This is a genomic window from Pseudomonas sp. UBA6315 (assembly GCF_002438125.1).
In the GTDB taxonomy this organism is placed as follows: domain Bacteria; phylum Pseudomonadota; class Gammaproteobacteria; order Pseudomonadales; family Pseudomonadaceae; genus Aquipseudomonas; species Aquipseudomonas faucium.
This window is the reverse complement of the sequence record NZ_DJTF01000164.1, coordinates 1-25,038: the sequence shown is the minus strand read 5'-3', so window position 1 is coordinate 25,038 and position 25,038 is coordinate 1. Positions and strand designations below refer to the sequence as shown.

The window sequence follows — 25,038 nt, the reverse complement described above, 5'->3', positions numbered from 1 at the left end:
GGTCAAGCGTGCTCCTCGTAGATGGCGTCGAAGAAGGCCAGTTCCAGCGCCACGCTGCGCGCGTAGAAATCGCGGCTCAGTTCAGCTTCCTGTGGCCCCACCCGGTCCAGTTCCGCTTGCAGGAAGGCGACGAAATCGGCAAACGCTGGGTTGTCGTGCAGGGTGATCCATTCGGCGTGGACGAAATTGGCCGGCAGCGGCTTGGGCGCCTTGAGTGCCCAGTCCAGGTACAGCCCTTCGGCGACGTTGAGCACAGCCAGGGCAGCGGCGTAGGAACGGGTGGCGGCCGCTTCGCGCATGATCGCCTTGAAGCCTGCGGTGGGCACAGTGTCTTTTGGCTCGGTGCGTTGCGCCGGGCTCACGTCCAGGGCCTCGAAGGCGCGCAGGAAGTAGGTGTTCTCGTCGCTGCAGATCATGCCGGCGAAGCGGCCAAGGCGCAGGCGTGCGTCGAAGGTGTCGGCCGTGGCGATGGCGGCGCCGAGCAGGGTCACGAAGCTGTCGATGAAGCGGTGGTCCTGGACCAGGTAGCGGACCATGATCGGGTCGGCCACGCTGCCGTCGCAAAGCTCGGTGACGAAGCGGTGGCCAACGGCGGCCGACCAGGTTGGCTGGTTCTGGCGACGCAGGGTTTCGCTGAAGCGTTCGGTCAAGATGCTGTCCTCCATGGGGGTGACAGCGAGACCGTTCTGGTTGGGCATGAAGCGGCCTCGCAGTGAGGCCGGCAAAAAGGCAGGTCGGCAGTCCCATCCCTTCGCCGGCATGATCCGGATCAGGTTCGAAGGGTCACCGCGCCTGTCAGCGGTTTCTCAGCCCGTTGCCGGGCTCCCCTTGGTGGTCAGCAGGTATACAGGAGGATAGCTACGACGCCAAGCGCCATTTCCGTCTTGCCATTTGCCAGGGGCCCGCGAAAACGGGCCTGGCCAGCTGTGGGCGGGGCGCTGAAAGCTTAAAGGCAAATTGCCACCAGTCATGAGCCTGTCATCTGCCTGTCGTATTTTTTCGGCCACTACCCAGGGTCGGGAATACCAGCAGTGATACGCCGTTCGCTCTCCTCTACTGGCCTTTTGCGCCTGTTGATCCTGATGCTGTGTGCCGCCACCCTGACCTTCCTCTGGGGGCTGTACTTCAGCCAGAAGGCGGCCGCGCGCCAGGATGCGCTGTCGGCCAAGGCCGCCGAGCACCTGAACCTGGCCAGCGTGGTTGCCGAGAACCTGCGCCAGCTGGTGGACCGCGCCCAGGCCGTGGGCCGCGTGACCCAGGAGGACATGAAGGTACTGCGCCAGGACAACCTGAGCCTGGCCCGCCTGCTCGCCGAAGACCCGGTGTTCAAGCGCATGAGCCTGTACGACCGCCAGGGCCGGCTGCTCTCGGCCAGCCACGGCGACGAGGCCACGCAGCTGCCGGCCGACTGGCTGCGGCAACTGAGCCTGCACGTTGCCCATTACGGCTTCAAACCCTTGCTGCCGCGCATCGCCGCCGACAACACCCCCGCCCCGCTGCCGAACTGGCGCCTGCCGTTTCTGCTGCCGCTGACCAACCTGCCGGGCCGCGAGGTCGACCACATCCTCGTGGTGCAGGTCGACATCGGCTACCTGGCGGTGCTGTTCCAGCACATCGACCTGGGCAGCAGCGGGCTGATGCGCCTGCTGCAGGACGACGGCGAGGGGCGCCTGCGCATCGACAGCAGCGGCGTGGTGGTGGCCGACGACAGCTTCGAACCCGGCCTGCAGGGCAGCGACAACGCCTCCGGCCTGCTCACCCAGTACGCTGCCGGCAACGCCTACCAGAGCCTGTACCGGCGCGTTGCCGAGCGCGGTTTCAGCGTGGTCGTCAGCCAGCGCTACGACGAGATCCTCGGGCCTTCCGCGCTTGCCTACTCGCGCCAGTTCTGGCTGAACCTGAGCATGACCCTGATGATTCTCGCAAGCCTGGCCTGGACCTTGCGCCTGCTGCGCAAGCGCCAGGAGGCGTTCAGCGCCCTGGAGCATGCCCAGCAGGTCAACCAGCAACTGATCGGGCGCCTGGAGGACGAGCACCGGCGCAGCAGCCATGCCGCCGCCACCGACCACCTCAGTGGCCTGCACAACCGCCGCCAGTTCGTCGAAGTGGCAGGCCAGGCCCTGACCCGCCAGCGCGGCAAGCGCCAACTGATGGCGATCCTGTTCATCGACATGGACCGCTTCAAGTCGATCAACGACTCGCTCGGGCACAAGATCGGCGACCTGCTGCTGCAGGCCGTGGCCGGGCGTATCCAGCGCCTGCTCGAGCCGGGTGACGAGGCCTCGCGTTTCGGCGGCGACGAGTTCGTCGTGCTGCTGGCCGGCGAGCGCAGCGAAGAGCAGATAAACGCCTGGGTGCGCAGCCTGGTGCAAAAGCTCTCGGCCACTTATGCCCTCGACGGCCAGGAGGTCAACACCAGCCCCAGCGTCGGCGTCAGCATCTGCCCGCGCGATGGCCAGGAAATCGACAGCCTGATCCGCTTCGCCGATGCCGCCATGTATTCGGCCAAGCAGGCCGGGCGCGCCCAATACCGCTTCTTCGACCCGTCGCTGAATCTTTCCGACATCCAGGCCTTTACCCTGGAACAGGCGTTCGGCAGCGCCCTGGCCGGGCGCCAGTTCGTGCTCCACTACCAGCCGCAGATTCGCCTGGATACCCAGCGCGTGCTGGGCTACGAAGCGCTGGTGCGCTGGGACCACCCCGAGTTCGGCCTGCTCTACCCGGACCGTTTCATCGACCTGGCCGAGCGCAGCGGCTTCATCATCGAGCTGGGCTGGGAAGTGTTGCGCCTGGCCTGCGAAGAGCTGGCCCGCTGGGCCGCCCAGGGCCGCGACAGCCGCCTGGCGGTGAATGTGTCGGCGCTGCAGCTGCGCCAGGCGGATTTCAGCACGCGCCTGCTGGCCAAGCTGCAGTTGCACGGCATCGCCCCGCAGCGCCTGGAGCTGGAGATCACCGAAACCACCATCCTCGACCCGGAAGGCACCGCCGTCGATCACCTGCAGCGTTTGCGCGCGGCGGGCCTGGGCATCAGCCTGGACGACTTTGGCCGCGGCTATGCCGGCTTCGCCCACCTGCAGTCGCTGCCGTTGAGCAAGCTGAAGATCGACCGCTCGCTGATTGCGCCACTGTCCAACAGCTACGACGACAGCCCGATCGTCTCCTCGACCATCATCCTGGCCAAGCGCCTGGGGCTGGAAGTGGTGGCCGAGGGCGTCGAGACCCGCGAGCAGGTGGTGTGCCTGAAGCTCGCCGGCTGCGACATCGCCCAGGGTTACCACTTCAGCCGGCCGCTGTCGCCGGCGCAGTTGCGCGACTACCCGCCCTTCAACGGCATCGAGGAAAAATCATGCGTGTTGTGAAGGCCGTGGCCGGGTTGCTGCTGGCCTGCCTCCTGGCCGGCCCCGCGCTGGCCGACTGCACCCCGCGCAGCCTGCGCCTGGCGGTGATCCCGATCAAGGCCGCGCAGGACATGGTGCGCGAGCACCAACCGCTGCTGCGGCGCTTGAGTGAGGCGGCGGGGGTGCCGGTGGAGCTGGTGCTTGCCGCTTCTTATGAAAGCGTGGTCGATGCCATCGTTTCCGGCGGCGCCGACATCGCCCGGCTGGGCCCGGCCTCCTACGTCCTGGCGCAGCGCCGAGACCCCGGCATCGAGCCTTTCGCCACCTTCACCTTGAGCGCAGGCCCCTTCACGCCGGCGGGCAGCCACTACCAGGCGCTGCTGCTGACCCGCGCCGATGGGCCTGATGACCTGGAGCGCCTGCGCGGCAAGCGCGTGGCCTTGAGCGACCCGGCCAGCACCTCCGGCAGCCTGGTGCCGAACATGGAGTTCCCGCGGCAGGTGGGCGTGCCGCTGGCGCGATTCTTTGCTGCGCTGGTGTATGCCGGCAACCATGACAACGCGCTGCGGGCGCTGCTCGATGGCCGGGTGGATGCCGCCTTCGTGGCCAGCGAGCGGGCGGATGCATTCCTGGCACGGCAAGGGCTGGCAGGGACGGCGCTGAAGGTGCAATGGCGTTCGCAGCCGATCTATTACGACCCCTATGTGTTCAGCGCCGGCTTGTGCCCGGCGCTGAAGGCACGCATCCGCAAGGCGATGCTTGAAGAGCCCCAGGCATTGGCGGGGTTCGTCGCATCCCAGGATGCCAGTGGCCTGGTGCCGGTGAGCAAGGCCGAATATGCGCCGCTGCAACAGATGATGGATGCCGCAGTGCCGCGCTGACGGGGTGATGCCTTATCGCCGGCAAGCCGGCTCCCACACCGATCGCATGGGCACTGGAGATCGCTGTGGGAGCCGGCTTGCCGGCGATAAGGCCCAGGACAGAAACGCCTGCAGGGTTTAAGGTGTCGCCACCACACACCGACACCAGCACCATGACCGACATCGAGCGCTACGTCCGCGCTGCCACCCGTGACAACACCCGGCGCAGCTACCAGGCCGCCATCGAGCATTTCGAGGCGCACTGGGGCGGCTTTCTGCCGGCCACCGCCGAGAGCATCGCCCGCTACCTGGCTGATCATGCCGAACAGCACGCAGTCAGCACGTTGCGCCAACGCCTGGCGGCGATCAGCCAGTGGCACATCAGCCAAGGCTTCCCCGACCCGACCAAGGCCCCCTTGGTGCGCCAGGTCCTGCGGGGCATCCGCACCCTGCACCCCACCCCGCCCAAACAGGCCGCGCCACTGCTGTTGCAGCACCTGCAAAGCGCCGTGGCACGCTTCGAAGAAGAGGCGCGCCAGGCCCGCGAGCAGCACGACTTGCCCGCCCTGCGCCGCGCCCGGCGCGATGCGGCCTTGCTGCTGCTGGGCTTCTGGCGGGGTTTTCGGGGAGACGAACTGGCGCGCCTGCGCGTGGAGCACATCCAGGCCGAAGCGGGTGTCGGCATCACCCTGTTCCTGCCGCGCAGCAAGGGCGACCGCGAGGCGCTGGGCGTACAGCACCGCACGCCGGCGCTCAAGGCACTGTGCCCGGTCAGCGCCTACCTGCAGTGGATCGAAGTGGCCGGCATCGCCCACGGCCCGGTGTTTCGCAAGCTCGACCGCTGGGGCAACCTGAGTGAAGCCGCGCTCAACAGCAACAGCCTGGTCGGCCTGCTGCGGCGCATGCTCGAACGCGCCGGAGTGCCGGCGGCGCTGTATACCGGCCACTCCCTGCGCCGCGGCTTTGCCACCTGGGCCACGGCCAACGGCTGGGAATTGAAGTCGCTGATGAGCTATGTGGGCTGGAAGGATGCCAAGTCGGCGCTGCGCTACATCGACTCGGCGCAACGCTTCGGCGAGCTGGCCGTGCTACCGGCCAGCCCCGCGCAACAGCTCATTCCTTGAAGGCGAAGCGCTCAATGCCGCCGATTTCCGGGCGAATGGCGTAGAGGTCGCCGGCATCCGGGTAGTGCCGCAGCTCGGCCGGCGACATGCCAACGCGCGCGGTGGTGATGTACAGCGTGTCCAGGGCCGGGCCACCGAAGCAGCAACTGGTCGGGCGCGGCACGGGCATCACCACCTGGTCGGTGAGGTGGCCGTTGCGGTCGTAACGCAACAGGCAGCTGCCATTGAACTGGCACACCCACAAGCCACCTTCACGGTCCAGCGCGATGCCATCAGGGCGGCCCAGTTCGGCCGGGGTCTCGGCGAACAGCGTGACCTGTTCCAGGCGGCCCTCTTCCAGGTACTCGGCGCGGTAGATCGAGCGGCTGACCGAATCGACGAAGAACACGGTCTTGCCATCCTCGGACCAGGTCAGGCCGTTGGGCAAGGCCAGGCCATCATGGATCACTTCATCGTGCAGCTCGGCGTCGAAACGGAACAACGCACCGGTCTTGCCGCTTGGCCCCTCGTCCATCAGGCCGGTGACGAAACGCCCCTGGGGGTCGCAGGCGCCATCGTTGAAGCGGTAGCTGGAGCGGTGATGCACCGAGGCCGAGTACTGGCGCACCTTGCCCGGCATCACATCGAGGATGGCGACGCTGGCGTCTTCGGTGAAGATCAGGTTGCCCTGGTCGGTCAGCGCCAGGGCGCCGATGCGCGCGGCAGACTCGTACAGCACCTCGATTTCGCCTTCCGGCTGCAGGCGATGGATGCGCCCGCCGGTGATGTCGACGAAATACAGGGCGCCGCTGCGGGCATCCCACACCGGGCTCTCGCCCAGGTCGGTGCGGGTGTTGGCGACCTTGTACGGCAGGTAATGGCATTCCTTGATGCTGCTCCAGCGCTCGGCCACCTCGGCCAGGCTCGAGGCTTCGACCCGCGCCAGGTCGCGCGGGTAGCTCACGCCGCTGTTCTCGCTGAAACGGGTGGCGGTGAACTGGCCGTTGCTGGCACGCAGGATGTAACCGGTGTCGCGGCACAGTTCGCTGGCCAGGTACAGCACCCCCGGGGTGACCCACTCGGGCTTGAGCTCTTCAGGCGGCAGGGTCACACCCCACATGCGGGTCTTGGCCACCGGCGAAATCGCGTTGACCAGGATGCCGTGGGCCAGGCCCTCCATGCTCAGGGCATTCATGATACCCACCTGGGCCATCTTGCCCGCCGAATAGGCCACCAGCCCAGGCTGCGCGTAACGCTGGTACATGGCGCGGTCGGAGGTGGTGAGCACGATGCGCGGCGCCGCGGACGCCTTGAGGTGCTTCCAGGCATGCTTGGCCAGCCACACCGGGGCGTGCACGCTGATGCCCAGGGCACGTTCGAGAAACGCCTGCTCCTGGGTTTCGATGCCCTGGTAGTCGACCCAGCCGGCGTTGTGGATGAGGATGTCCAGCGCGCCGAAGTGGCTGACGGCAAGCTCCACCAGCTGCTGGCACTCGTCTTCGTTTTCCAGGTGGCCGACGTGGGCGATCACTTCATGGCCCTTGGCCTGCAGGGTTTGCAGGGCCACGCTGACCGCCGCCGGATCCTGGCCTTCGCCGGAGCGATCGGTGCCCAGGTCACTGATGACCACCCGGGCACCGCGTGCGGCCAGGGCCGCCGCATAATCCAGGCCAAGGCCCTGGGCAGCACCGGTGACAATGGCAACTTTGTTCTTGAAAGGGTCTGTGCTTGGCATTGTGCTGCTCTTCCGATTCTCCTTTTTACGATAACAATAAAAAAATCAATGACTTAATATTAAAAGCATGCAACTTTGATATCTCCGGGATATCACGTCTGCCCTCGCCTGCCGCCGTACCTCGGCCAGTACCGTGATTGCCCTACAACCACCGTTTACCGCAGAGGCTTTGTCGCCGCGATGCCACGCACTATCATGGCCGCCTTGCAGGGTCGGCCGCAGGGGTTCGCCTTCCAGGCCCCCGTTCGACTCGATGAAGGAACGTAGAATGATCGAGACACGTTTGCTCAGGCAGTTCATTGCCGTGGCCGAGGAGCTGCACTTTCACAAGGCAGCCATTCGCCTGCACATGGCGCAGCCACCCCTGAGCCAGGCGATCAACCGACTCGAAGAGAAGCTGGGCTTCAGCCTGTTCCTGCGCAACAAACGTGGGGTCAAGCTGACCGCGGCCGGCATGGCGTTCCTGGAAACCGCCTACCGCACGCTCAAGGAGCTCGAGCAAGGCATCGAGTACGCGCGCAACGTCTCCGAGGGCATCTGCGGCAAGCTGACCATCACCGCCATTTCCATCGCCTACTACGAGTCGCTGCTCAATACCCTGAAGAAATTCCGCGAAATCTACCCGAACGTGCGGCTAACCATCCGCGAAATGCCGTCGGCGTCCCAGGCCAAGGCATTGATGGCGGGCGAGGCGGACATCGGCTTCATGCGCAAGCTGCCCATGCCGCCGGACACCATCGAATCGCGCCTGCTGCTCAACGAGCAGATCGTCATGGCCCTGCCCAGCAGCCATCCCAAGGCCAACCACAGCATGGTCGACCTGCGCGATTTCGCCGAAGAAGACTTCGTGTTCACCCCGCAAGCACTGGGCAGCGGCTACCACAGCCAGCTCATCGCCCTGTGCGAATCGGCCGGTTTCTACCCCAAGGTGGTCCAGGAAGCGGCGCAGATCCACACCCTCATCGGCCTGGTGGCCTGTGGCTTCGGGGTTGCCCTGGTGCCGGAGTCGATTGCCTACTCCACCCTGCGCGACCGCGTGCAGTTCCGCCCGATCCGGCCGATCAAGGACCAGCCCACGCCGACCATGGGCCTGTACATGAACTGGAACATCCAGAACGCCTCGCCGGCCCTGGGCAGCTTCATTTCCATGCTCGACCTGGGGGCGCCACGGCGCTTCGCCGATACCATCCAGAACCCGGTGATTCTGGATGGCAGCGAGCGGCCCGAGCTACACCGCTAGGCGGTAGTCGCGCAACCAGGTGGCCAGGGCCAGCGCCGTCTCCAGGTTGTTGCGCCGCAGTTGCGAATTGAAATACCCCTCTGGCTGCTGCAGTTCAGCCGCCAGGCGCGCCCGGTCGATGACCTGGAACACCGGGCTGCCCGCCTCCCCCAGCAATTGCCGCACTTGCCCGCGCAGGAACTGCTCGTAGGCCAGGTTGGCCGAGGTCGGGTACGGGCTCTTGCGCCGCTGCAGCACCGCCGGCGGCAGCAGGTCGGCGCAGGCCTGCTTGAGCAGCCACTTTTCTTCGCCGCCCTTGCCCTTGATCGCCCAGGGCACGTTGTAGACGTACTCCACCAGTTCATGGTCGGTGAACGGCACCCGCACTTCCAGGCTGGCCGCCATGCTCAGGCGATCCTTGCGGTCGAGCAAGATCGGCAGCCAGCGCTGCAGGTGCATGTGGCACAGCTCGCGCATGCGCCGCTCCTGCGGGCTGTCGCCGGCCAGGTGCTCGACGCTGTCCAGCGCCTGGTGGTAGCAGCTGTCCTGGTATTGGGCGAAGTCGCACAGGCGGTTGAACTCGGGGTTGATCAGCTGCGGCTGCAGCAACTGCATGCGCGACAGCCACGGGAAACGCGGCGCCGCCACGGCCTGCGGGTCGCGGAACCAGGCATAGCCGCCGAACACCTCATCCGCCGCCTCGCCGGAGATGGCCACTGTGGAATGCTCACGGATGGCCTTGAACAGCAGGTACAGCGAGGTGTCCACGTCGCCGAAAGTGGCCGCCGAGTCATTGGCCCGGTACACCGCCAGGCGGGCCGCCTCGGCCACCAGCTCGCGGTTGTCGATGAGGATGGTCTGGTGCTGGCTGCCGATGTGCTCGGCGGCGGCCAGGGCGTAGGGCTGGTCGCGCTCGGGGCGGAACGCATCGCTCTGGAACTGCTCGGCCTGGCCGACGAAATCCACCGAGAACGAATTGACCTTGCCGCCTTGCGTGGCCGCCAGGCGCTGTTGCGCCATGGCCGTCAGGGCGGTGGAGTCCAGCCCGCCAGAGAGCAGCGAACAGACCGGCACATCGGCATACAGCTGCTCGCCCAGGGCCTTGCCCAGCAGCTCGCGGGTGCGTTGCACGGTGGTTTGCAGGTCATCCTGGTGCTCACGCCGCTGCAGCTGCCAGTAGCGGCTGAGCTTGGGCTGGCCATTGGGGCGCCAGGACAGGCGATGCCCCGGAGGCAGTTCGTCGACCCCGCGCAGCGCCGTGCGCACGCTGCCGCGCGACAGGCTCAAAGCATCCACCAGGCCCACCACGTCCAGGGCGCGGGTGAATTCCGGGTGAGCCAGGATCGCCTTGATTTCCGAGCCGAACAGCACGCCCTGCTGATGCCGGGCGTAATACAGCGGCTTGACCCCCAGGCGGTCGCGCACCAGCAGAAAGTGCCCGTCGCGCCCGTCGAACACGGCGAAGGCGAACATCCCGGTCAAGTGCTCGCAGCACTGCTCGCCCCATTCCAGGTAGGCGTGCAGCACCACCTCGGTGTCGCTGCGGGTATGGAACTGGTGGCCCGCCTTGCGCAGCTGCTCACGCAGTTCATTGTGGTTATAGACCTCGCCGGTATAGACCAGGGTGACGTGCTCGCCACTGGCGCAGCGGTAAGTCATCGGCTGCACACCACCGCTGAGGTCGATGATCGCCAGCCGCCGGTGGCCCAGCAAGGCGTGGCGGTGCTGCCAGGTGCCGCGGGCGTCAGGCCCGCGCAAAGCCAGGGTATCGGTCATGGCATCGAGCGCCTGGCCGGCCTGGGTCAGGTCGCGGGTGTAGTCCACCCAGCCTGTGATTCCGCACATGTGCTGCTCCTTACACCTGAAGACGACGGGTTGGCAGCAGGCCGGTGACGGCCTGCAGGCGTTTGGCGATGTCCACCAGCTGCCGCTCGCTGTCGCGCCGGCCCATGATCTGCACCGCCAGCGGCGCCTTGCCGTCGTCACTCAGGCAGATCGGCACGGTGATGGCCGGCAGGCCGCTGAAGCTGGCCAGCGGGGTGAAGCTGATCTTCTGCGAGTAGCCTTCATCGGCCGGCGACGGGATGGTCGAGTCGCCCGGCTGCGGGTTGCGTTTGTCGAACGGGCGGTTGGGGTCCATCGGGAACACCACGAAGTCCACTTGCGCGGCGTCGAACCAGGCATCGATGCCGGCGCGGATGCTGTCCATGCGCTGGTGGATGCGCTGGTAGTCGCTGTCGCTGACGCCCTCGCCCACCTTCAGCGCGCTGAGGGTCGACCAGTGCAGCTCGCAATCGAAGCGGCGCGCCCACGCCGCCGAGGCCAGCCAGGCATCGCGGGCGCAGAGCTGCCAGGCGTCGCCACGGCAGGCCCAGAGCTCGGGCATGGCGACTTCGCCGGGAGCCATGCCCAGGTCTGCCAGGGCACTGCGGGCCTGGCCGAGCATGGCCAGCATCGCCGGGCTGGTCAGTGCCGGGTCCAGGGCGTGTTCCAGCACGGCAACGCGGTAACGCTGCTTGAGCGGCTGCTGCTCACCCAGCAGCGGCTCCAGGCCCAGCAATGGCAGCAGCAGGTCGAGGTCATCGGCGCTGCGGGTGACCCAGCCCAGGGCGTCCATGCGCGGCGACAGCGGGAACACCCCGGCCAGGCTCGCAGCCTTCTGGGTCATGCGCAGGCCGACCATGCCGCAGTGCGACGCCGGCCAGCGCACCGAGCCCAGCACGTCGGTGCCCAGGGAGATGTCGCAGAGCCCGGCCGCCACCGACACCGCGGAACCGGTGCTCGAGCCCGACGGGTCGATGGTGGGGAAATGCGGGTTGCGACAGCCCGCGCCGAAGGCGATGTTCAGCTCGGTGGTGGCCACCTTGCTGGTCAAGGCAATGCGCGGGTCGAGGAAGGTCAGCGCCTCGGCGCTGCGCTGCGGGTAATGGCGGTAGCTGCGCAGGCCCAGGCGGGTCGGCAGGCCGGCGACGTCCACGGTGTCCTTGACGCCCAGGCGGAACCACGGCGCATCGACCGGGCGGGTGCTGGTCAGGCACCGGTAGTGGCTGTCGGCGTGCACCGACCATTGGGCGTATTGCGCCGCCCACTCGGCCGCCAGGGCCGGGGTGCGCTGCAACAGTTCATGGCGCTTGCGCAGGCTCAGCGCCAGGTATTCGGGCTGCTCGCGGCCGGCGCCGGGCTCGGCGCCGCAGTTGGCCAGGTAGTTGGCAATGGTGGCTTGGGTGTCAGCGTGGGTCATGGGTGTATTCCTTGACAGCGGTTGAGGCCGCCCACGGCTGGGGTTTGCCGGTGGCGGATAAAGGCAGGTGGTCGACGCGGCGTACCGCGACCGGGTGCGGATGGCCTGGGGGCAATTGGGCGAAGGCCTGCAGCACTGCGCGCTCGCTCAGCGTGGCGGAGCTGAACAACACCTCGAAGGCTTCGCCGCGCAAGGCATCGCGCACGGCAACGCAGGCCAGCGTCGGGCAGCCCAGGCGCTGGCCGAGCTCGCTGGCCAGGCGCCCCAGGTCCAGGCGCAGGCCGTTGACCTTGATCAGGCTGCTGGCCCGGCCCAGCCACTGGAAGCGGCGCGCGTCCAGCACCTGCACCTGGTCATCGCAGCGGTGGCTGGCCGGCGCGCTGGGCTGGCCTGCTTCACGGGCGATGCGCGGGCTTGCGACTTCCAGGGCGCAAGGCTGCCCTGGGGGGCTCAGCAGGCGGACATCGTCGAGCAGCGTCCAGGCTTGCTCGGCGCTGCTGTGGGCATCCAGCTCGCGGTAGGCCATGGCGCCGGTTTCCGTGGAGCCCAGCAGTTCGACGAAACGCACCTGGGGCCCGGCATGGCGCTGCACCGTGGCCAAGGCCCCAGGCGGCAGCAGCGAGGCGCTGTGCACCACCAGCACCGGGCGGCGCGGCGCCAGCCTTGCCAGCAACGCCGGCAACAGGCGCCAGGTGCTGGCAATGGCGAGAATCACGCAGGTGCCTTCGCCGTCGAGCTGGGGGAGCCGCTGCTGCTCCAGCGAGCAGCTTTGCAGCCGCGCGTTCATCACCCGCGCACCGACTTCGCCAAGGATCTTGCCGTAGCTGTGGCTGGCCGGCGCAAACGCCAGAATCTCCCGCGCCTCGGGTGCAAAGCGGCCGAGTATCAGCGCCGCCTCGCACTCCATCTGCGCCACGCTACGCAGCCACTGACGCGGCGCGCCGGTGGAGCCGGAGGTGGTGAACAGTTGCTCGGCGCTCACGGGGCACCTTGCAGGGTCAGTTGGTCTTCGAGCTTCTGGGCGACGAACTGCTCCATCTTGGCCAGGGTTTCGAACCAGAAGCGCACGTCGTCGCTCAGGTAGTCCACTTCGATGTCGAAGGCCCCTTCGATGGCGGTGATCACTTCAACGGCCATGAGGCTGTCGAAGCGCTCGCCGAGAAAGTCGCGAAAGCTGTCGCGCGGGCCGATGGCCTGTACCTGCTCGCCAAGCAGTTGGCCGAGGGTGTGGCGAATACGCTGTGCAATGCTGAGGTCGTTCACGGGCCGGTGTTTCCTTGTTGTTGGGCAGCGTTGGTCAATTGCGCACCGGCACTGAAGAACACGTGCTCGGGCAGAATCGGGTCGAAATGCAGGTAGATGAAGGCGTTCGGGTAGTGCGTGCGCAGGCAGCCGTGCAGGCCTTCGGCAAGTGCCTGGTGCGCCAGGCGGTCACGTGCGGCCGACAAGGTGATGCGCACATGGAACTGCGCAGGTGCGCCTTCGCGGTCGCTGATGGGCATCGGCATGCCCGCGCTGAACACGCAGTCCGCGGCCAAGGGGTGGAAAAACACCATGCAGTGGGCGGTTTCGGCGCCCAGCTGCTTGAGCTGGCGGGTAAAGGCCAGGGCCAGGCGCTTGCGCTCCAGCGGTGGCAGCGGCGCGCAGGAAACACTGAGGGTGGGCATGGCGGCTCCTTACGATAACTGCAGGCTGGGCAGGTGTTGGCGCTGGCCTTCGGCGAAGGCCTCGAGCAGGCGGCCCAGGCAGCTGGACAGCGGATCGACCCCTTGCAGGAACAGCGGCGACCAGGCGTGGCCGGCGGCGCTGCGCACTTTTTCGAGGAAGAAACGCAGGTGTGGCAGGTCTGCCGGCAGACCGAGGTCGGCGGCCAGCGCTACCGCCTGGTAAGTGCTGAGCAGGTCGGGGATGCGCTGCCCCTGGTTGGCGAAGCCGCCCTGGCGCACCTTGTGCGCGGCCAGCAGCTCGGTGGCCTGCCGGGCCACGTCGTGGCCGATGTAGGCCAGGCAGCTCAAGGCCTGCAGCCCGGCACGCAGCGACGTTTCACCGCGCGGGAACGAGGCGTAGCCCTGGGCCTGGCGGCAGCTGGCGACGTAGCGCTCGATGGCGGTTAGGCTCACGCCGCACTCGCCGCCCAGCTGGCGCACGATCGACACGGCCGATGCGGTGGACACCATGTCCGAGCCGCGCCCTTCCCAGAAGCCGAAGCCGCCATCCGGGTTCTGCAGCGCCGCCAGCCACTGGCCGATCGCCTGGCGTGGGCCTGGTTGGCCGCTGAAGGCACCGGCGGCCAAGGCCCAATTGGTGCAACGCACTTCGGCGCCGCGCCCGGGCATGTACATCACGCCCGGTTCGTTGGGCATCTGGCAGCCTTCGATCCAGCGCAGTGCAGCTTGGCCCTGCGCCGGGGCAAGGCCAGCGCCGAGCAGCGCAGCGGCGGTGGTGAGTACATCGGCAGCGGAGCCGGCCTGGCGATAGGTGAAGCCACCCTGGGGCATGGCCAACGTGGCAATGAACGCGGCCACCTCGCCTGCCAGGTGCGCGACCGGCTCACCCAGGGCCTTGAGCGAACCCACGGCGCAAAAGGCGGCCCAGACATCTTCACCGTCATAGCCATCCCAGCGCACGAAGGCGCCGCCTGGCCCGCGCAGGCCTTCGATCCAGTCGCTGCAGTGCTGGCGGCGCAACGGCTGCGCCTGCAATGCCGCGAGGCTGGCCGTGGCGCGGTAGGTCGCCCACAGGCACGGCACATCCGCCGCTTCGCTGAAGCGGAAGCCGCCGCCATCCATTTGCTGCGCCTGCAACCAGCCGACCAGCCGCGGCACGTCCCAGCGAGGTGCTGGCAACCCCTGGCGTTCCAGGGCGCGCGCCGCCATCACGCCATAGAAGCAGGCGCGGGTATCGGCCAGGTTGCGCTGGGCGAAGTCGGCAGACCAGCTCAGGCCGCCATTGGCGCATTGCAGGCCTTCAAGCCAGGCGTACAGCGGCGCGCTGTCCTGCACCTGGCCCTGGCACACCTCGATCAAGGTGCGCAGCGCATAGTGGCTGGCCCACACGTCGGCAGTCTGGCCGGGGCACATGGCGTAGGCATCGCCGTCGAACAAGGTGTGCAGCCAGGCGGCGGTTTCGTCGCGCCGGTCGAGCGCGATGCCCAGGTCCTTGAGCGTTTCGGTGCAGTAGAAGGTTGCCCAGGCGTCCGAAGGCATGCCCTTGCTCCAGGCGAAACCGCCATCGCGGTTGCGCCGGGACTGGATATAAGCCTGCAACGCCGGGGTATCGACCTGCTCCAGGCGCTCGACCCAGGCCAGGGTGCGGATCGCGGCATAGGTGCACCACAAGTCTGGCTGGCCATTGCCCAGGCCCTGCCCCTGGGGAAACTGCGGCGCGCTCACGGCTGGCCTCCGACAAAACGCAGGTTGGTCTTCTTCCAGCTCTTTTGCGAGGCGCCGCTCTTGTTCAGCGCCGAGAGGTTGTTGACGAACAACACCCGGCTCCAGCGCAGGCCCATGTGCCGTTCGCTGCGCTCGAGCAGTTGCGCCTGCAGTTGCGCTTCCTGGGTACTGTCCCAGGTCACGTCGCGCTCCAGGATCAGCGCGGCACTGTCGCTTTGGCGGTCGACTTCGATGACGTAACCGGTGGCATCGCAGGTGCCGTAGACCACCTCCTCGACCGCGCGGATCTCAAGGCCCACGCCGCCCACCACGACGCTGTCGCTGTCGCGGCCATTGATCAGCACGCTCGGGCTGGCCCGGCCAGGTTCCCAAGGGGCGGTGATGGTCACGCTGTCGCCGGTGTCCAGGCGCAGCAGCGGGCGCGCGTACAGGTTCAAGGGCGTCACCACCAGGCGGCCGGTCAGGCCTTGCGCCGGGGTTACCAGCCTGCCATCGGGCAACAGCAGTTCGAAGTAGTTGGTGGCGGTGGCCAGGCGCATCTGCTGGTCATCACCTACGGCCGCCAAGGTGCCGGTTTCGGTACTGCCGTAGCTGGCGTCGAACACCTCGCACTGCCACCAGCGGGCCAGCCGCTGGCGAAACGGCTGTGTGTTGACCTCGCCCAGCAGCATGATCGCGCGCACCGACTCGGCGAAGCTGTGCAGCAGCTCGCGCTGTTTCAGGTAGCGGGTCAGCTGCACCAGCACGCCGGGGGCGATGAACATCACGCTCGGCTTGTAGGTCGCAAAGGTGGTGCACACCCGCTCCCAGTCGGTGATACCCGTGGTGAACGGGTACAGCCGCACGTGCGACACATCCAGGTATTCGCAGACGTTGGCGATCAAGTCGCCCACCGGGACGATATCCGACGGCATCAGGTTGGCCACCCGTGCCCCCGGGCGCAGCACGGAGCGCCAGTGGCTGGCGACGCTGACTGCGTTCCAGATGATGTCTTCCTTGAGCCGTGGAGTCGGCGTCGGCTCGCCGGTGGTGCCGGTGGTGGCGTAATACTTGGCTGCCTCGCCAAGTTGCACCGTGCAGAAGTTGAGCGGTTGGGCCTTGAGCACGGCCTTGGCGGTGAGCGGCAATTGCTCGAATGCCGCGCTGCTGTATTCACCGATATGTGCGTAGTGGGCGCTTTGTTGTGCCCGCGCCCAGGCTGCCTGCAACTTGCGCTGATAAAACGCGGCGTCGGGAATATGCCCCACCTGCTGCTGGAGCTCGCCCTGCGCGGCCTTCAGCACGCCGTAATCCTGGTCGTTGTGAACTAACATCGACTCGCCCTCTCGAAAAAGTGGCGCTGAGAATTGGCGAGCGGCGGGGCCAAGTAAAATACTTATTTGCGGGTAGCGGTGATAGTTGCAAAGTATTATTCGATAGTTTCAGCCGTTTATTCTGACTACTAAGTAGGAAAAGCCTACCAATAGTTGTCGATTCGCTCCGTGCCCACGGGCAGATATCAGACAAAGATATTTATTGTATTTCCAAAGCTGTGTCCGCCCTGCGCACTATCGCCGCCACCTGCTCCCCGGCAGGCCGAGTGACGACACTCTCAGGAGAGACACCCATGCTGACCCCCACTGCCGCTGCGCCTGACGCCCAGGCAACCTGGGCGCTTGATTCATGGCGCAGCTGCCCTGCCCTGCAACAGCCCACCTATGACGACCCGCAGGCCTTGCACCAGGCCCTTGCCGCGCTCGGCCAGCGCCCGGCACTGGTCACCGCCCAGCGCGTCCTGCAGCTCAAGGCCCTGCTCGGTGAAGCCCAGCAAGGGCGGCGCTTCGTGCTGCAACTGGGCGACTGCGCCGAGCGTTTCGAACACAACGACCTGGCGCAGACCACGCGCCAGGTCGCCTTGCTGCAGCAGATGAGCCAGGTGCTGATGCACGGGCTGCAGCTGCCGGTGGTCCAGGTCGGGCGCTTGGCCGGGCAATATGCCAAGCCACGCTCCAGTGACTGGGAGCAGCGTGAGGGGGTGAGTCTTGCGGTGTATCGCGGTGATAGCGTCAACCAGCACGCGTTCGACGCCGCTGCCCGGCGCGCCGACCCGCAACGCCTGCTGCAGGCGCATGCCCACTCGGCCTTGACCCTCGAGCATCTGCACACCTTGCAACAGGTCGGTATCGACAACTTGTTGCATAGCGAGCGCTGGTCCCTCGGCTGGCTCGAGCAAGCGCCCGATCACGCGCGCTTGCGCCCGTTCCTCGGCCAGGTGCACGACACCCTGCGCTTCATGCGCACCTTGGCCCGCTCGCAACCCGGCGAGTTCCTGCACCGCGAGATGTGGGTTTCCCATGAGGCATTGCTGCTGCAATACGAGCAGGCCCTGACCCGCCAGCACAGCGATGGCCGCTGGTTCAACCTGGCCACGCACTGGCCGTGGATCGGCATGCGCACGGCCCAGCCCAGTGGCGCCCATGTCGAGTACCTGCGCGGGCTGGCCAACCCCTTGGCGGTAAAAGTCGGCGTCGATACCGACCCCGCTCAGCTGCGCCAGTTGCTCGAACGGCTCAACCCAGACAACGAACCCGGGCGCCTGACCCTGATCCACCGCATGGGCGCAGCGCAACTGCAGGCGCGCCTGGGGCCGCTGATCGATGCGGTCAACGCCGACGGCGCCAAGGTGCTGTGGCTGTGCGACCCCATGCACGGCAACACCCGCAGCCTGCCCTGCGGCACCAAGACTCGCGCCTTCGACGACATCCTCGGGGAAATCGCCGCCGCCTTCGCCGTGCACGCCCGCCACGGCTCCACCCTCGGCGGCCTGCACCTGGAGGCCAGCGGCGATGACGTCAGCGAATGCCTGGGCGGCGCCGCAGGGCTGCAGCCGGCCGACCTGGGCTGGCGTTACCTGAGCCAGGTCGACCCGCGCCTGAACCGTGACCAGGCACTGGAGCTGGCGGTGCGCGTCAGCCTCGATGCCGCTGCCTGGCAGCAAGCCCTTTGACGCCAACCCGCTATAGAAGCCGTACCGCCATGCCAATCGTGATCTATGTGTTTTCCCTGTGTACCTTCGCCTTCGGCTTGTCGGAGTTCGTCGTGGCCGGCCTGGTGTCGGCCATGGCCGAAGACTTCGCCACCTCCAGCACCGCCGTGGGTTCTGCCATTGCCGCCTATGCGCTGGGCGCCGCCATCGGCGCGCCATTGCTGACGGCGTTGCTGCTCGGCTGGCGTGAGCGCAACGTGCTGCTGCTGACCTTGGCCGTGCTGGCGCTGGGCAGCCTTGCCTTCGCCTGGGTCGAACAACTGCCCCTGGCCAACCTGATCCGCTTCGTGATCGGCCTGGCCCACGGGGTGTTCATGGCGGTCGCCGCCGATGTGGCGGTCAAGCGCGTCGATGCCTCACGGGCTGGCAAGGCGTTGTCGCTGGTGTGGCTGGGGTTGACGCTGGCACTGGCGCTGGGGGTTCCACTGGGGACGCTGCTGGGCAGCTGGTGGTCGTGGCGGGCGATTTTCGTTGCCCTGGGCCTGGCGGGCTTGCTCGGGCTGTGCGGGCTGTGGTGGCTGATGCCCAGGCAGGCAGCCCCGGCGCTGCCCCCTGCCGGGCGGCTGGCCACGCTGCTGTCGAGGCCGCTACTGGCGGCTGCGGCCATTGCCATGCTGGTCAGCGTGGCGACCTTTTCCTTCCTGACGTATGTGTCGCCGTTCCTGCTGCAGGTCACCCGTGGCGATGTCGGCCTGCTGAGCCTGGCGATGCTGATGTTCGGCGGCGCCACCTTGATTGGCAATGTGCTGGGCGGCCATGCAGCGGACCGCTTCGCAATAGATAGAAGCCTTCAAGTGGCCCTGATACTACTGGCCTGCAACCTCGGGCTGCTGTACCTGGGGCGGCAACAGGCCTGGGCGGTGGTGCTGCTGGTGGGCGGGCTCGGTGCGCTGTTCTTCGCCATCGTCACCCTGTCGACCCTGCGCCTGCTTGCCCTGGCAAGGCAATTGGCACCACAGGCCAGCGGGGTGGCCTCGGGGTTGAGCATCGCGGCCTTCAACCTGGGCACGGCGCTGGGTGGCGGGCTGGGCGGCTGGTTGATCGAATGGGTCGGGCTGGTCTACCTGCCGCTGGCAGGCGCCGCGGCGGCGCTGCTGGCGTTGTTGTTGCTCAGCCGCCAGGCCGCGGCGGCGCGGTCGCTGCAAGCACCTGCCACGTCGTGACTCAGCGCTGCAGGGCGCAGCGCCACAGCCGGGCGATATCGCTGGCCCGCGCCTTGAGCAACGGCCCGGCATCGGCGCACGCCTGCTCCAGGCTCATCGGCCCGCTGGCCAGGGCAAAAGCGGCATCGATGCCATGGGCATACAGCTGCTGGTAGCCCTCGCCCAAGGTTCCTGCCAGCACCACCACCGGCACGCCATGGCGCTTGGCGACCCGCGCCACGCCCATGGGCGTCTTGCCGCGCAGGGTCTGGGCATCGAAACGCCCTTCGCCGGTAATCACCAGGTCCGCGCCTTGCACCAGGGCATCGAGCCCGGCCAGTTCGGCCACCACCTCCACACCGGGGCGGAACTGCGCGCCCATGAAGGCTTTGGCGGCAAAGCCCATGCCGCCTGCTGCGCCGCAGCCCGGGGCCTCGCGCACGTCCTCGCCCAGCAACTGCGCGCAATGGTCGGCGAAATGGCCCAGGGCCTGGTCCAGCGCCTGCACCTGTTCAGGGGTTGCGCCCTTCTGCGGGCCGAAGATCGCCGAGGCGCCGTTGGGGCCGCACAGCGGGTTGTCGACATCGGCGGCCACTTCGACCTGCACCTCGGCCAGGCGCGGGTCAAGGTCGCTGGCGTCGATGCGCGCCAGGCGCGCCAAGGCCAGGCCGCCCTCTTCCAGCGCTTGGCCGTCGGCATCCAGCAAGCGCAGGCCCAGGGCCCGCAGCATGCCACTGCCGCCATCGTTGGTGGCGCTGCCGCCAATGGCCAAAACGATGCGCCGGGCGCCGGTCGCCAAGGCCGCAGCCATCAACTCGCCAGTGCCCCAGGTGCTGCTGCGGCAGGCATCGCGCTGCGCGCTCGGCACCAGCTGGATGCCGCTGGCCTGGGCCATTTCGATGATCGCCGTGCGGCTGTCCGGCAGCCAGCCCCAGCCGGCTTCCACCTGCTGGCCCAGCGGGCCGCGCACGGTCTGCCGGCGCAATTGGCCATGGCTGGCGGCGAGGATGGCCTCCATGGTGCCTTCACCGCCGTCGGCCATCGGGCACTCGACCAGTTCGGCCTCGGGCAGGGCCTCGGCCAGGCCAGTGGCGATGGCGTGGGCGACACCGGCGGCATCGAGGCTGTCCTTGAACGAGTCGGGGGCGATGACGATCTTCATGAAGCTTCTCCTGTACAGATAGCGGCATGCTGACAGCTACCCGCCGTGACGGCCTCGGTCGAATGCACAAAATGCCCAGCCGGTTGTTTGGGCAAATGCCATTGCCTGCGCTCTAGCCCGCCGGCAGCAGCTGCAGGCCCAGGTACAGGCTCAACATGCCTTCCAGGCGCAGCGGGTCGACTTCGCCCACCTCGGCGATGCGTTCCAGGCGGTAGCGCAGGCTGTTGCGGTGGATGCCCAGGGCATCGGCGCAGGCCTGGCTCTGGCCATCGTGGGCGCACCAGGCGCGCAAGGTCGCGAGCAACTGGCCGCTGGCGTCCTTGGCGCGGATGCGCTGCAGCGGCTCGAGCAGCTCGTCCAGCGCATCTTCATTGCGATGGCGCCAGAGCAAGGCTGGCAGGCGGTAGCGCGCCAGGCTCAGCAACTGCTGGCCGGGCAGCACTTCGCGCCCGTAGGCCAGCAGGTCGCGCACGCGCCGATAGCCGCGGCGCAGTTGCTCCAGGCTCTGCGCCGGGCTGCCCATGGCCATGCGCTGCACCTCCCAGCCGCCGCGCAGCAGGCGTTCGACCAGCTTGTCTTCGTCCAGCAGCGGCCCGGCCGGGCGGCACCACAGCAGCGAATCGCGCGCCGGGCTCACGCACCAGCTGTCCGGGTAGCGGTTCATGAGCCAGGCCGCCAGGGTTTCGCTGGGTGGCCCGCCGCGCAGCTCGAACAGGCACGGCACCCGTGGCAGTTGCGGCTTGAGCCCCAGTTGCTGGGCCTCGTCGAGCAGGCGTGGCGAATCACCGCTGCCGCCAAGCAACAGGGCCAGCAGGTCATCGCAGCGCTGGCGCCGCCATTGCTGCTCCACCTGCAGGTGGCGCTGGGCCAGGAGCATTTCGGCGGTCATGCGCACCAGCTCGCCGTAGGTGCGCAGCTGCTGCGGGTCGCCGGTCAGGCCGAGCACGCCGATCAGCCGGCCGTCGAGCATCAACGGCAGGTTGACCCCAGGCTGCACGCCTTTGAGGCACTTGGCCGCCTCCACATCGAGCTCGACGATGCGCCCATTGGCCAACACCAGTTGCGCGCCTTCGTGGCGGGTGTTGATGCGCTCGGGCTCGCCACTGCCCAGGATCAGCCCCTGGCTGTCCATGACATTGACGTTGCACGGCAGAATGGCCATCGCCCGATTGACGATATCCTGCGCCAGGTCATGGTCCAGTTCGAACATTGCGCGATCCTTAGGGGTGTTAGGTTTTGTACTCAGGCACAGCGGCCCGCACGATACGCTGTGCAAAAGCACAAAGACAGGCGCGTCGCACTCCCCGAGACTCGTCAGGGCGAGCGCCGGCACAGGCGACGCGGCGACAACCATAACAACAGAGATCACGATCATGGCACACAGCCCTGCCCCTGACCAAGGCACCGAAAGCACCCGCAATGCGCTCTACCGGCGCATCACCCTGCGCTTGATTCCGTTCATTTTCATCTGCTACCTGTTCAACTACCTGGACCGCGTCAACGTCGGCTTCGCCAAGCTGCAGATGCTCGATGCATTGAAGTTCAGCGAAACCGTCTACGGCCTTGGCGCCGGCATCTTCTTCATCGGCTACGTGCTCTGCGGCCTGCCCAGCAACCTGGCGCTCAACCGCTTCGGCCCGCGGCGCTGGATCGCGGCGATGATGATCGCCTGGGGCAGCTTGTCCACCTGCCTGCTGTTCGTCACCACACCCACCGAGTTCTACACCCTGCGCCTGTTGACCGGCGCGGCCGAAGCCGGCTTCTTCCCGGGCGTGGTGCTGTACCTCTCGCGCTGGTTCCCGGCCGACCGCCGTGGCCGCATCATGGCCCTGTTCATGTCGGCGATCCCGGTGTCGGGCCTGCTCGGCGGGCCGTTCTCCGGCTGGATCCTCGAGCACTTCGCCGCAGGCCAGCACGGCCTGGCCGGCTGGCAGTGGATGTTCCTGATCCAGGGGCTGCCGACCGTGCTGCTGGGGGTGCTGGCCATCCGCTTGCTCAGTGATGGTTACCAGAAAGCCGCCTGGCTGAGCCCGGCCGAACGCCAGCTGATCGCCGCCGACCTCGAGGCCGACGCCGCCAGCAAGCCCAACACCACCGGCGACAGCGTGCTGGCGGTGCTCACCAACCCACTGATCTGGACCTTCGGTTTCGTCTACTTCTGCATCCAGAGCGGTGTGTACGCGATCAACTTCTGGCTGCCCTCGATCATCAAGAGCATGGGCTTCGACAACCCGCTGCTGATCGGCTGGCTGAGCGCCATCCCCTACCTGCTGGCCGGGGTGTTCATGATTCTCTGCGGGCGCTCGGCGGACCTGCGCAACGAGCGGCGCTGGCACCTGGTGGTGCCGATGCTGATGGGCGCGCTGGGCCTGCTGATCGCGGTGAACTTCGCGGCCAACCCGGCCATCGCCATTCTCGGCCTGTCGATCGCCACCATGGGCGCCCTCACCGGCCTGCCGATGTTCTGGCCGATGCCCACGGCGCTGCTCAGCGCCAGTGCGGCGGTGGCGGGCCTGGCGATCATCAACTCGGTGGGCCAGATGGCGGGCTTCCTCAGCCCGTACCTGGTCGGGTTCATCAAGGACCAGACCGGCTCGACCGATGCCGCGCTGTATTCGCTGGCGGCCTTGATCGTGGTGGGTAGCCTGGTGGCCCTGCGGGTTACCCGGGCCGGCGCGTTGAAGGCCGCGCGCAGCCATTGAGGCAACACGGGGCCGCGCTGCGGCCCCATCGCCGATCGTCAGGTCGACGCATCTCCCCCATTGCCCCGGCGTCAAATGGTTCCAAAGCCCTTTGGAGAACCTCCATGACCCAGCACGCCGTGGCCCGCCTCGAACAGCTCGACCCCAAGCGCCCCCTGCGCGTGCAGGCCGGCAGCGAAGAACTGATCCTGATCCGCCAGGGCGACCAGGTGCATGCCTACCAGGCCGACTGCCCGCATGCCGGTGCCCCGCTGGAGGAAGGCGTGGTCTGCAATGGCCTGCTGGTGTGCCCTTGGCACAAGGCCGCGTTCGCCGTCGACGAAGGCGTCGTTTGCGAGCCGCCGGCGCTGGCCGACCTGCGCCGCTACAAGGCGTGGGTCAAGGATGGCCAGGTCTGGGTCGATGACCAGCCGTTGCCACGCGCCACCGCGCCGCGCCACAGCGATGCCCGCTGTTTCGTCGTGATCGGCGCCGGGGCCGCCGGGGCCGCGGCAGTCGCCACGCTGCTGGCCCACGGCTTTGCCGGCAAGCTGATCTGGCTCGACAAGGAGCGCCGGCCCGCCTACGACCGCACCGCCTTGAGCAAATTCGTCATCGGTGGAGAAATGCCCGCCGATGAAGTGCCGGCGTTGCTGGAGGCCGACCAGTTGCGCCAGGGCCAGCTGCAGCGGCGCCTGGGCAAGGTGCGCACGCTGGATGTGAACAAACGCCAGATCACCCTGGCCGACGGCCAGCACCTGGACTACGACGCCGCGCTGCTGGCCACCGGCGGCAAGCCCACCCGCCCGGATGTGCCCGGTGCCGACCTGGCCGGGGTGATGACCTTGCGCTCGCGAGAGGACGCCGCGCGCCTGCTCGATGCCGCCGAGCCGGGCCAGCCGGTGGTGATCGTCGGCGATGGCTTCATTGGCCTGGAGGCGGCCTCGGCACTGCGCAAGTATGGCGCGCAGGTGCATGTGGTCAGCCGCCATCCGGTGCCGCTGGCCAAGCAGCTGGGCGAGCGCATCGGCCGCGCGCTTCGCGAACTGCACGAGCGCAAGGGCGTGGTGTTCCATGGGCCGACCGAGGTCACCCGGTTCAGTGGCTCGGGGCAGGTAGATGCGGTGGAGCTGGCCAACGGCGAAACGCTGCGCACCCGGCTGGTGCTGCTGGGCACCGGGGTCAAGCCGGCCACTGCCTTCGTGCAAGGCCTGGCGCTGCACCGCGATGGCGCCGTGCAGGTGGATGCCGAGCTGCGCGCCGCCGAGGGCTTGTGGGCGGCCGGCGACATCGCCCGCTTCCCGCTGGCCGGCCAGCCGGTGCGCATCGAGCACTGGCGCCTGGCGCAACAGCACGGGGTGATCGCCGCCGCCAACATGCTCGGCGAGCAGCGCCGCTAGGCCGATGTGCCGTTCTTCTGGACCTACCAGCACGGGCGCACCTATGAAGTGCTGGGCCATGCCCAGCAGTGGGACGAGATGGTGTTCGTCGGGGAGCCGGAACACGGCGATTTCATTGCCCTGCAATGCGTGGGGGAGCAAGTCGCAGCGGTGATCGCCAAAGGCTACTCGGACGCCATGGCGTTGTTGTCGCAACGGATGAAGCGGCCACTGAGCCGCGCCGAGGCGCTGGAGCTGATCGGCTGAAGCACCTGGCCTGTGCTTTCAAAGGGGCGCGCTTGTGTGTACCCTTCCCCTCCGTGCACAGGATGCTTCGACATGATCTACCGCCCCCTCGGCCACAGTGGCCTGCAAGTCTCCGCGCTCACCCTGGGCAGCATGATGTTCGGCGAGCAGACCAGCACCGAAGATGCGTTGCGGATCATCGACAAGGCCTGGGACCAGGGCATCAATTTCATCGACACGGCCGACGTGTACAACGCCGGGCGTTCCGAGGAAATCGTCGGCGAAGCCGTTGCCCGCCATCGCCAGGACTGGGTGGTGGCCTCCAAGGTCGGCATGGGCCCCACCGATGGCCTGCCCAACCGCAGCGGGCTGTCGCGCAAGCACATCTTCAATGGCATCGACGCCACCCTCACGCGCATGCACTTGGACTACCTGGACATCTATTACCTGCACCGCGAAGACCACAAGGTGCCGCTGGAAGAAACCGTGCGCGCCATCGGCGACCTGCTGCAGCA

The 25,038-nt window shown here is 67.5% G+C and carries 19 protein-coding genes, 2 pseudogenes and 1 riboswitch; of the genes and pseudogenes, 9 read left to right on the top strand and 12 right to left on the bottom strand.

Going from position 1 to position 25,038, the window contains the following annotated elements:
- Positions 1-2 precede the first annotated feature (2 nt).
- Positions 3-650, bottom strand: coding sequence for a TenA family protein (locus B3E94_RS18900; protein ID WP_286914666.1), 648 nt, complete (start codon positions 648-650; stop codon positions 3-5).
- A gap of 79 nt (positions 651-729) precedes the next feature.
- A riboswitch (TPP riboswitch) is annotated at positions 730-839 on the bottom strand.
- Positions 840-1,031: 192 nt separating this feature from the next.
- Here B3E94_RS18900 and B3E94_RS18895 point away from each other — a divergent pair.
- The 3 genes from B3E94_RS18895 to B3E94_RS18885 all read left to right on the top strand — a co-directional run bounded on the left by B3E94_RS18895 (position 1,032) and on the right by B3E94_RS18885 (position 5,322).
- Entirely contained in the window at positions 1,032-3,359 is a 2,328-nt protein-coding gene (locus B3E94_RS18895) for a putative bifunctional diguanylate cyclase/phosphodiesterase (RefSeq protein ID WP_286914665.1), read from the top strand.
- Complete coding sequence (locus B3E94_RS18890) at positions 3,347-4,219, top strand: phosphate/phosphite/phosphonate ABC transporter substrate-binding protein (RefSeq protein ID WP_286914664.1); 873 nt, start codon at positions 3,347-3,349, stop codon at positions 4,217-4,219. Before B3E94_RS18895 ends, B3E94_RS18890 begins: the two co-directional genes overlap by 13 nt.
- 122 nt (positions 4,220-4,341) lie before the next feature.
- Positions 4,342-5,322 carry a site-specific integrase gene (locus B3E94_RS18885; RefSeq protein ID WP_286914662.1) on the top strand — a complete coding sequence of 327 codons (981 nt, stop codon included), beginning with the start codon at positions 4,342-4,344 and terminating at the stop codon, positions 5,320-5,322.
- On the opposite strand, the gene B3E94_RS18880 is transcribed toward B3E94_RS18885, so the two are convergent.
- Positions 5,312-6,421: an SMP-30/gluconolactonase/LRE family protein gene (locus B3E94_RS18880; RefSeq protein WP_373874185.1), complete on the bottom strand. Its 1,110-nt coding sequence runs from the start codon at positions 6,419-6,421 to the stop codon at positions 5,312-5,314. The two genes, B3E94_RS18885 and B3E94_RS18880, sit on opposite strands and share 11 nt — an antisense overlap.
- Before the next feature lie 9 nt (positions 6,422-6,430).
- Positions 6,431-7,036: pseudogene (locus B3E94_RS18875) on the bottom strand (SDR family NAD(P)-dependent oxidoreductase); the annotation flags it as partial.
- Positions 7,037-7,304: 268 nt separating this feature from the next.
- Between B3E94_RS18875 and B3E94_RS18870 the strand changes: the two are divergent.
- On the top strand, positions 7,305-8,276 hold the full coding sequence (locus B3E94_RS18870; RefSeq protein ID WP_176511111.1) for a LysR family transcriptional regulator: 972 nt from the start codon (positions 7,305-7,307) through the stop codon (positions 8,274-8,276).
- Here B3E94_RS18870 and asnB read toward each other — a convergent pair.
- The 7 genes from asnB to B3E94_RS18835 are packed head-to-tail and all read right to left on the bottom strand — an operon-like array spanning position 8,265 to position 16,201.
- The gene (asnB, locus tag B3E94_RS18865) at positions 8,265-10,100 is read right to left on the bottom strand and encodes an asparagine synthase (glutamine-hydrolyzing) (protein WP_286914660.1); all 1,836 of its coding nucleotides are present in this window, start codon (positions 10,098-10,100) and stop codon (positions 8,265-8,267) included. The genes B3E94_RS18870 and asnB overlap by 12 nt on opposite strands.
- Positions 10,101-10,110: 10 nt before the next feature.
- Entirely contained in the window at positions 10,111-11,496 is a 1,386-nt protein-coding gene (locus B3E94_RS18860; RefSeq protein WP_286914658.1) for an amidase, read from the bottom strand.
- Positions 11,483-12,478, bottom strand: a complete 996-nt coding sequence (locus B3E94_RS18855; protein ID WP_286914657.1) for an acyl-CoA synthetase — start codon at positions 12,476-12,478, stop codon at positions 11,483-11,485. The genes B3E94_RS18860 and B3E94_RS18855 overlap by 14 nt, the downstream gene beginning before the upstream one ends.
- Positions 12,475-12,759, bottom strand: coding sequence for an acyl carrier protein (locus tag B3E94_RS18850; RefSeq protein WP_176511107.1), 285 nt, complete (start codon positions 12,757-12,759; stop codon positions 12,475-12,477). Before B3E94_RS18850 ends, B3E94_RS18855 begins: the two co-directional genes overlap by 4 nt.
- On the bottom strand, positions 12,756-13,163 hold the full coding sequence (locus tag B3E94_RS18845; protein ID WP_176511106.1) for a hypothetical protein: 408 nt from the start codon (positions 13,161-13,163) through the stop codon (positions 12,756-12,758). Before B3E94_RS18845 ends, B3E94_RS18850 begins: the two co-directional genes overlap by 4 nt.
- 9 nt (positions 13,164-13,172) lie before the next feature.
- Positions 13,173-14,888: a prenyltransferase/squalene oxidase repeat-containing protein gene (locus B3E94_RS18840; RefSeq protein ID WP_286914656.1), complete on the bottom strand. Its 1,716-nt coding sequence runs from the start codon at positions 14,886-14,888 to the stop codon at positions 13,173-13,175.
- Positions 14,885-16,201: a phenylacetate--CoA ligase family protein gene (locus tag B3E94_RS18835; RefSeq protein WP_286914655.1), complete on the bottom strand. Its 1,317-nt coding sequence runs from the start codon at positions 16,199-16,201 to the stop codon at positions 14,885-14,887. The genes B3E94_RS18840 and B3E94_RS18835 overlap by 4 nt, the downstream gene beginning before the upstream one ends.
- Before the next feature lie 293 nt (positions 16,202-16,494).
- Here B3E94_RS18835 and B3E94_RS18830 point away from each other — a divergent pair, with 293 nt between their 5' ends.
- Entirely contained in the window at positions 16,495-17,874 is a 1,380-nt protein-coding gene (locus tag B3E94_RS18830) for a 3-deoxy-7-phosphoheptulonate synthase class II (RefSeq protein ID WP_286914653.1), read from the top strand.
- A 29-nt stretch (positions 17,875-17,903) separates the two neighbouring features.
- Positions 17,904-19,076 (top strand): MFS transporter, encoded by a 1,173-nt coding sequence (locus B3E94_RS18825; RefSeq protein WP_286914652.1) that lies wholly within the window; start codon positions 17,904-17,906, stop codon positions 19,074-19,076.
- Position 19,077: 1 nt separating this feature from the next.
- Here the strand turns inward: B3E94_RS18825 and B3E94_RS18820 are convergent, their stop codons facing one another.
- Both B3E94_RS18820 and B3E94_RS18815 read right to left on the bottom strand, forming a co-directional pair.
- The gene (locus B3E94_RS18820) at positions 19,078-20,217 is read right to left on the bottom strand and encodes a glycerate kinase (RefSeq protein ID WP_286914651.1); all 1,140 of its coding nucleotides are present in this window, start codon (positions 20,215-20,217) and stop codon (positions 19,078-19,080) included.
- Between the two features lie 112 nt (positions 20,218-20,329).
- Positions 20,330-21,427: a sugar diacid recognition domain-containing protein gene (locus B3E94_RS18815; protein WP_176511099.1), complete on the bottom strand. Its 1,098-nt coding sequence runs from the start codon at positions 21,425-21,427 to the stop codon at positions 20,330-20,332.
- Positions 21,428-21,590: 163 nt separating this feature from the next.
- Between B3E94_RS18815 and B3E94_RS18810 the strand changes: the two genes are divergently transcribed.
- From B3E94_RS18810 to B3E94_RS18800, 3 genes and pseudogenes are all read left to right on the top strand, one after another.
- A complete protein-coding gene (locus B3E94_RS18810; RefSeq protein ID WP_286914650.1) occupies positions 21,591-22,919 on the top strand; it encodes an MFS transporter in 1,329 nt (442 codons plus the stop codon).
- A gap of 104 nt (positions 22,920-23,023) precedes the next feature.
- Positions 23,024-24,544, top strand: a pseudogene (locus B3E94_RS18805) (FAD-dependent oxidoreductase).
- A gap of 72 nt (positions 24,545-24,616) precedes the next feature.
- The coding region (locus tag B3E94_RS18800) for an aldo/keto reductase (RefSeq protein ID WP_286914648.1) at positions 24,617-25,038 on the top strand (422 nt) is incomplete at its 3' end.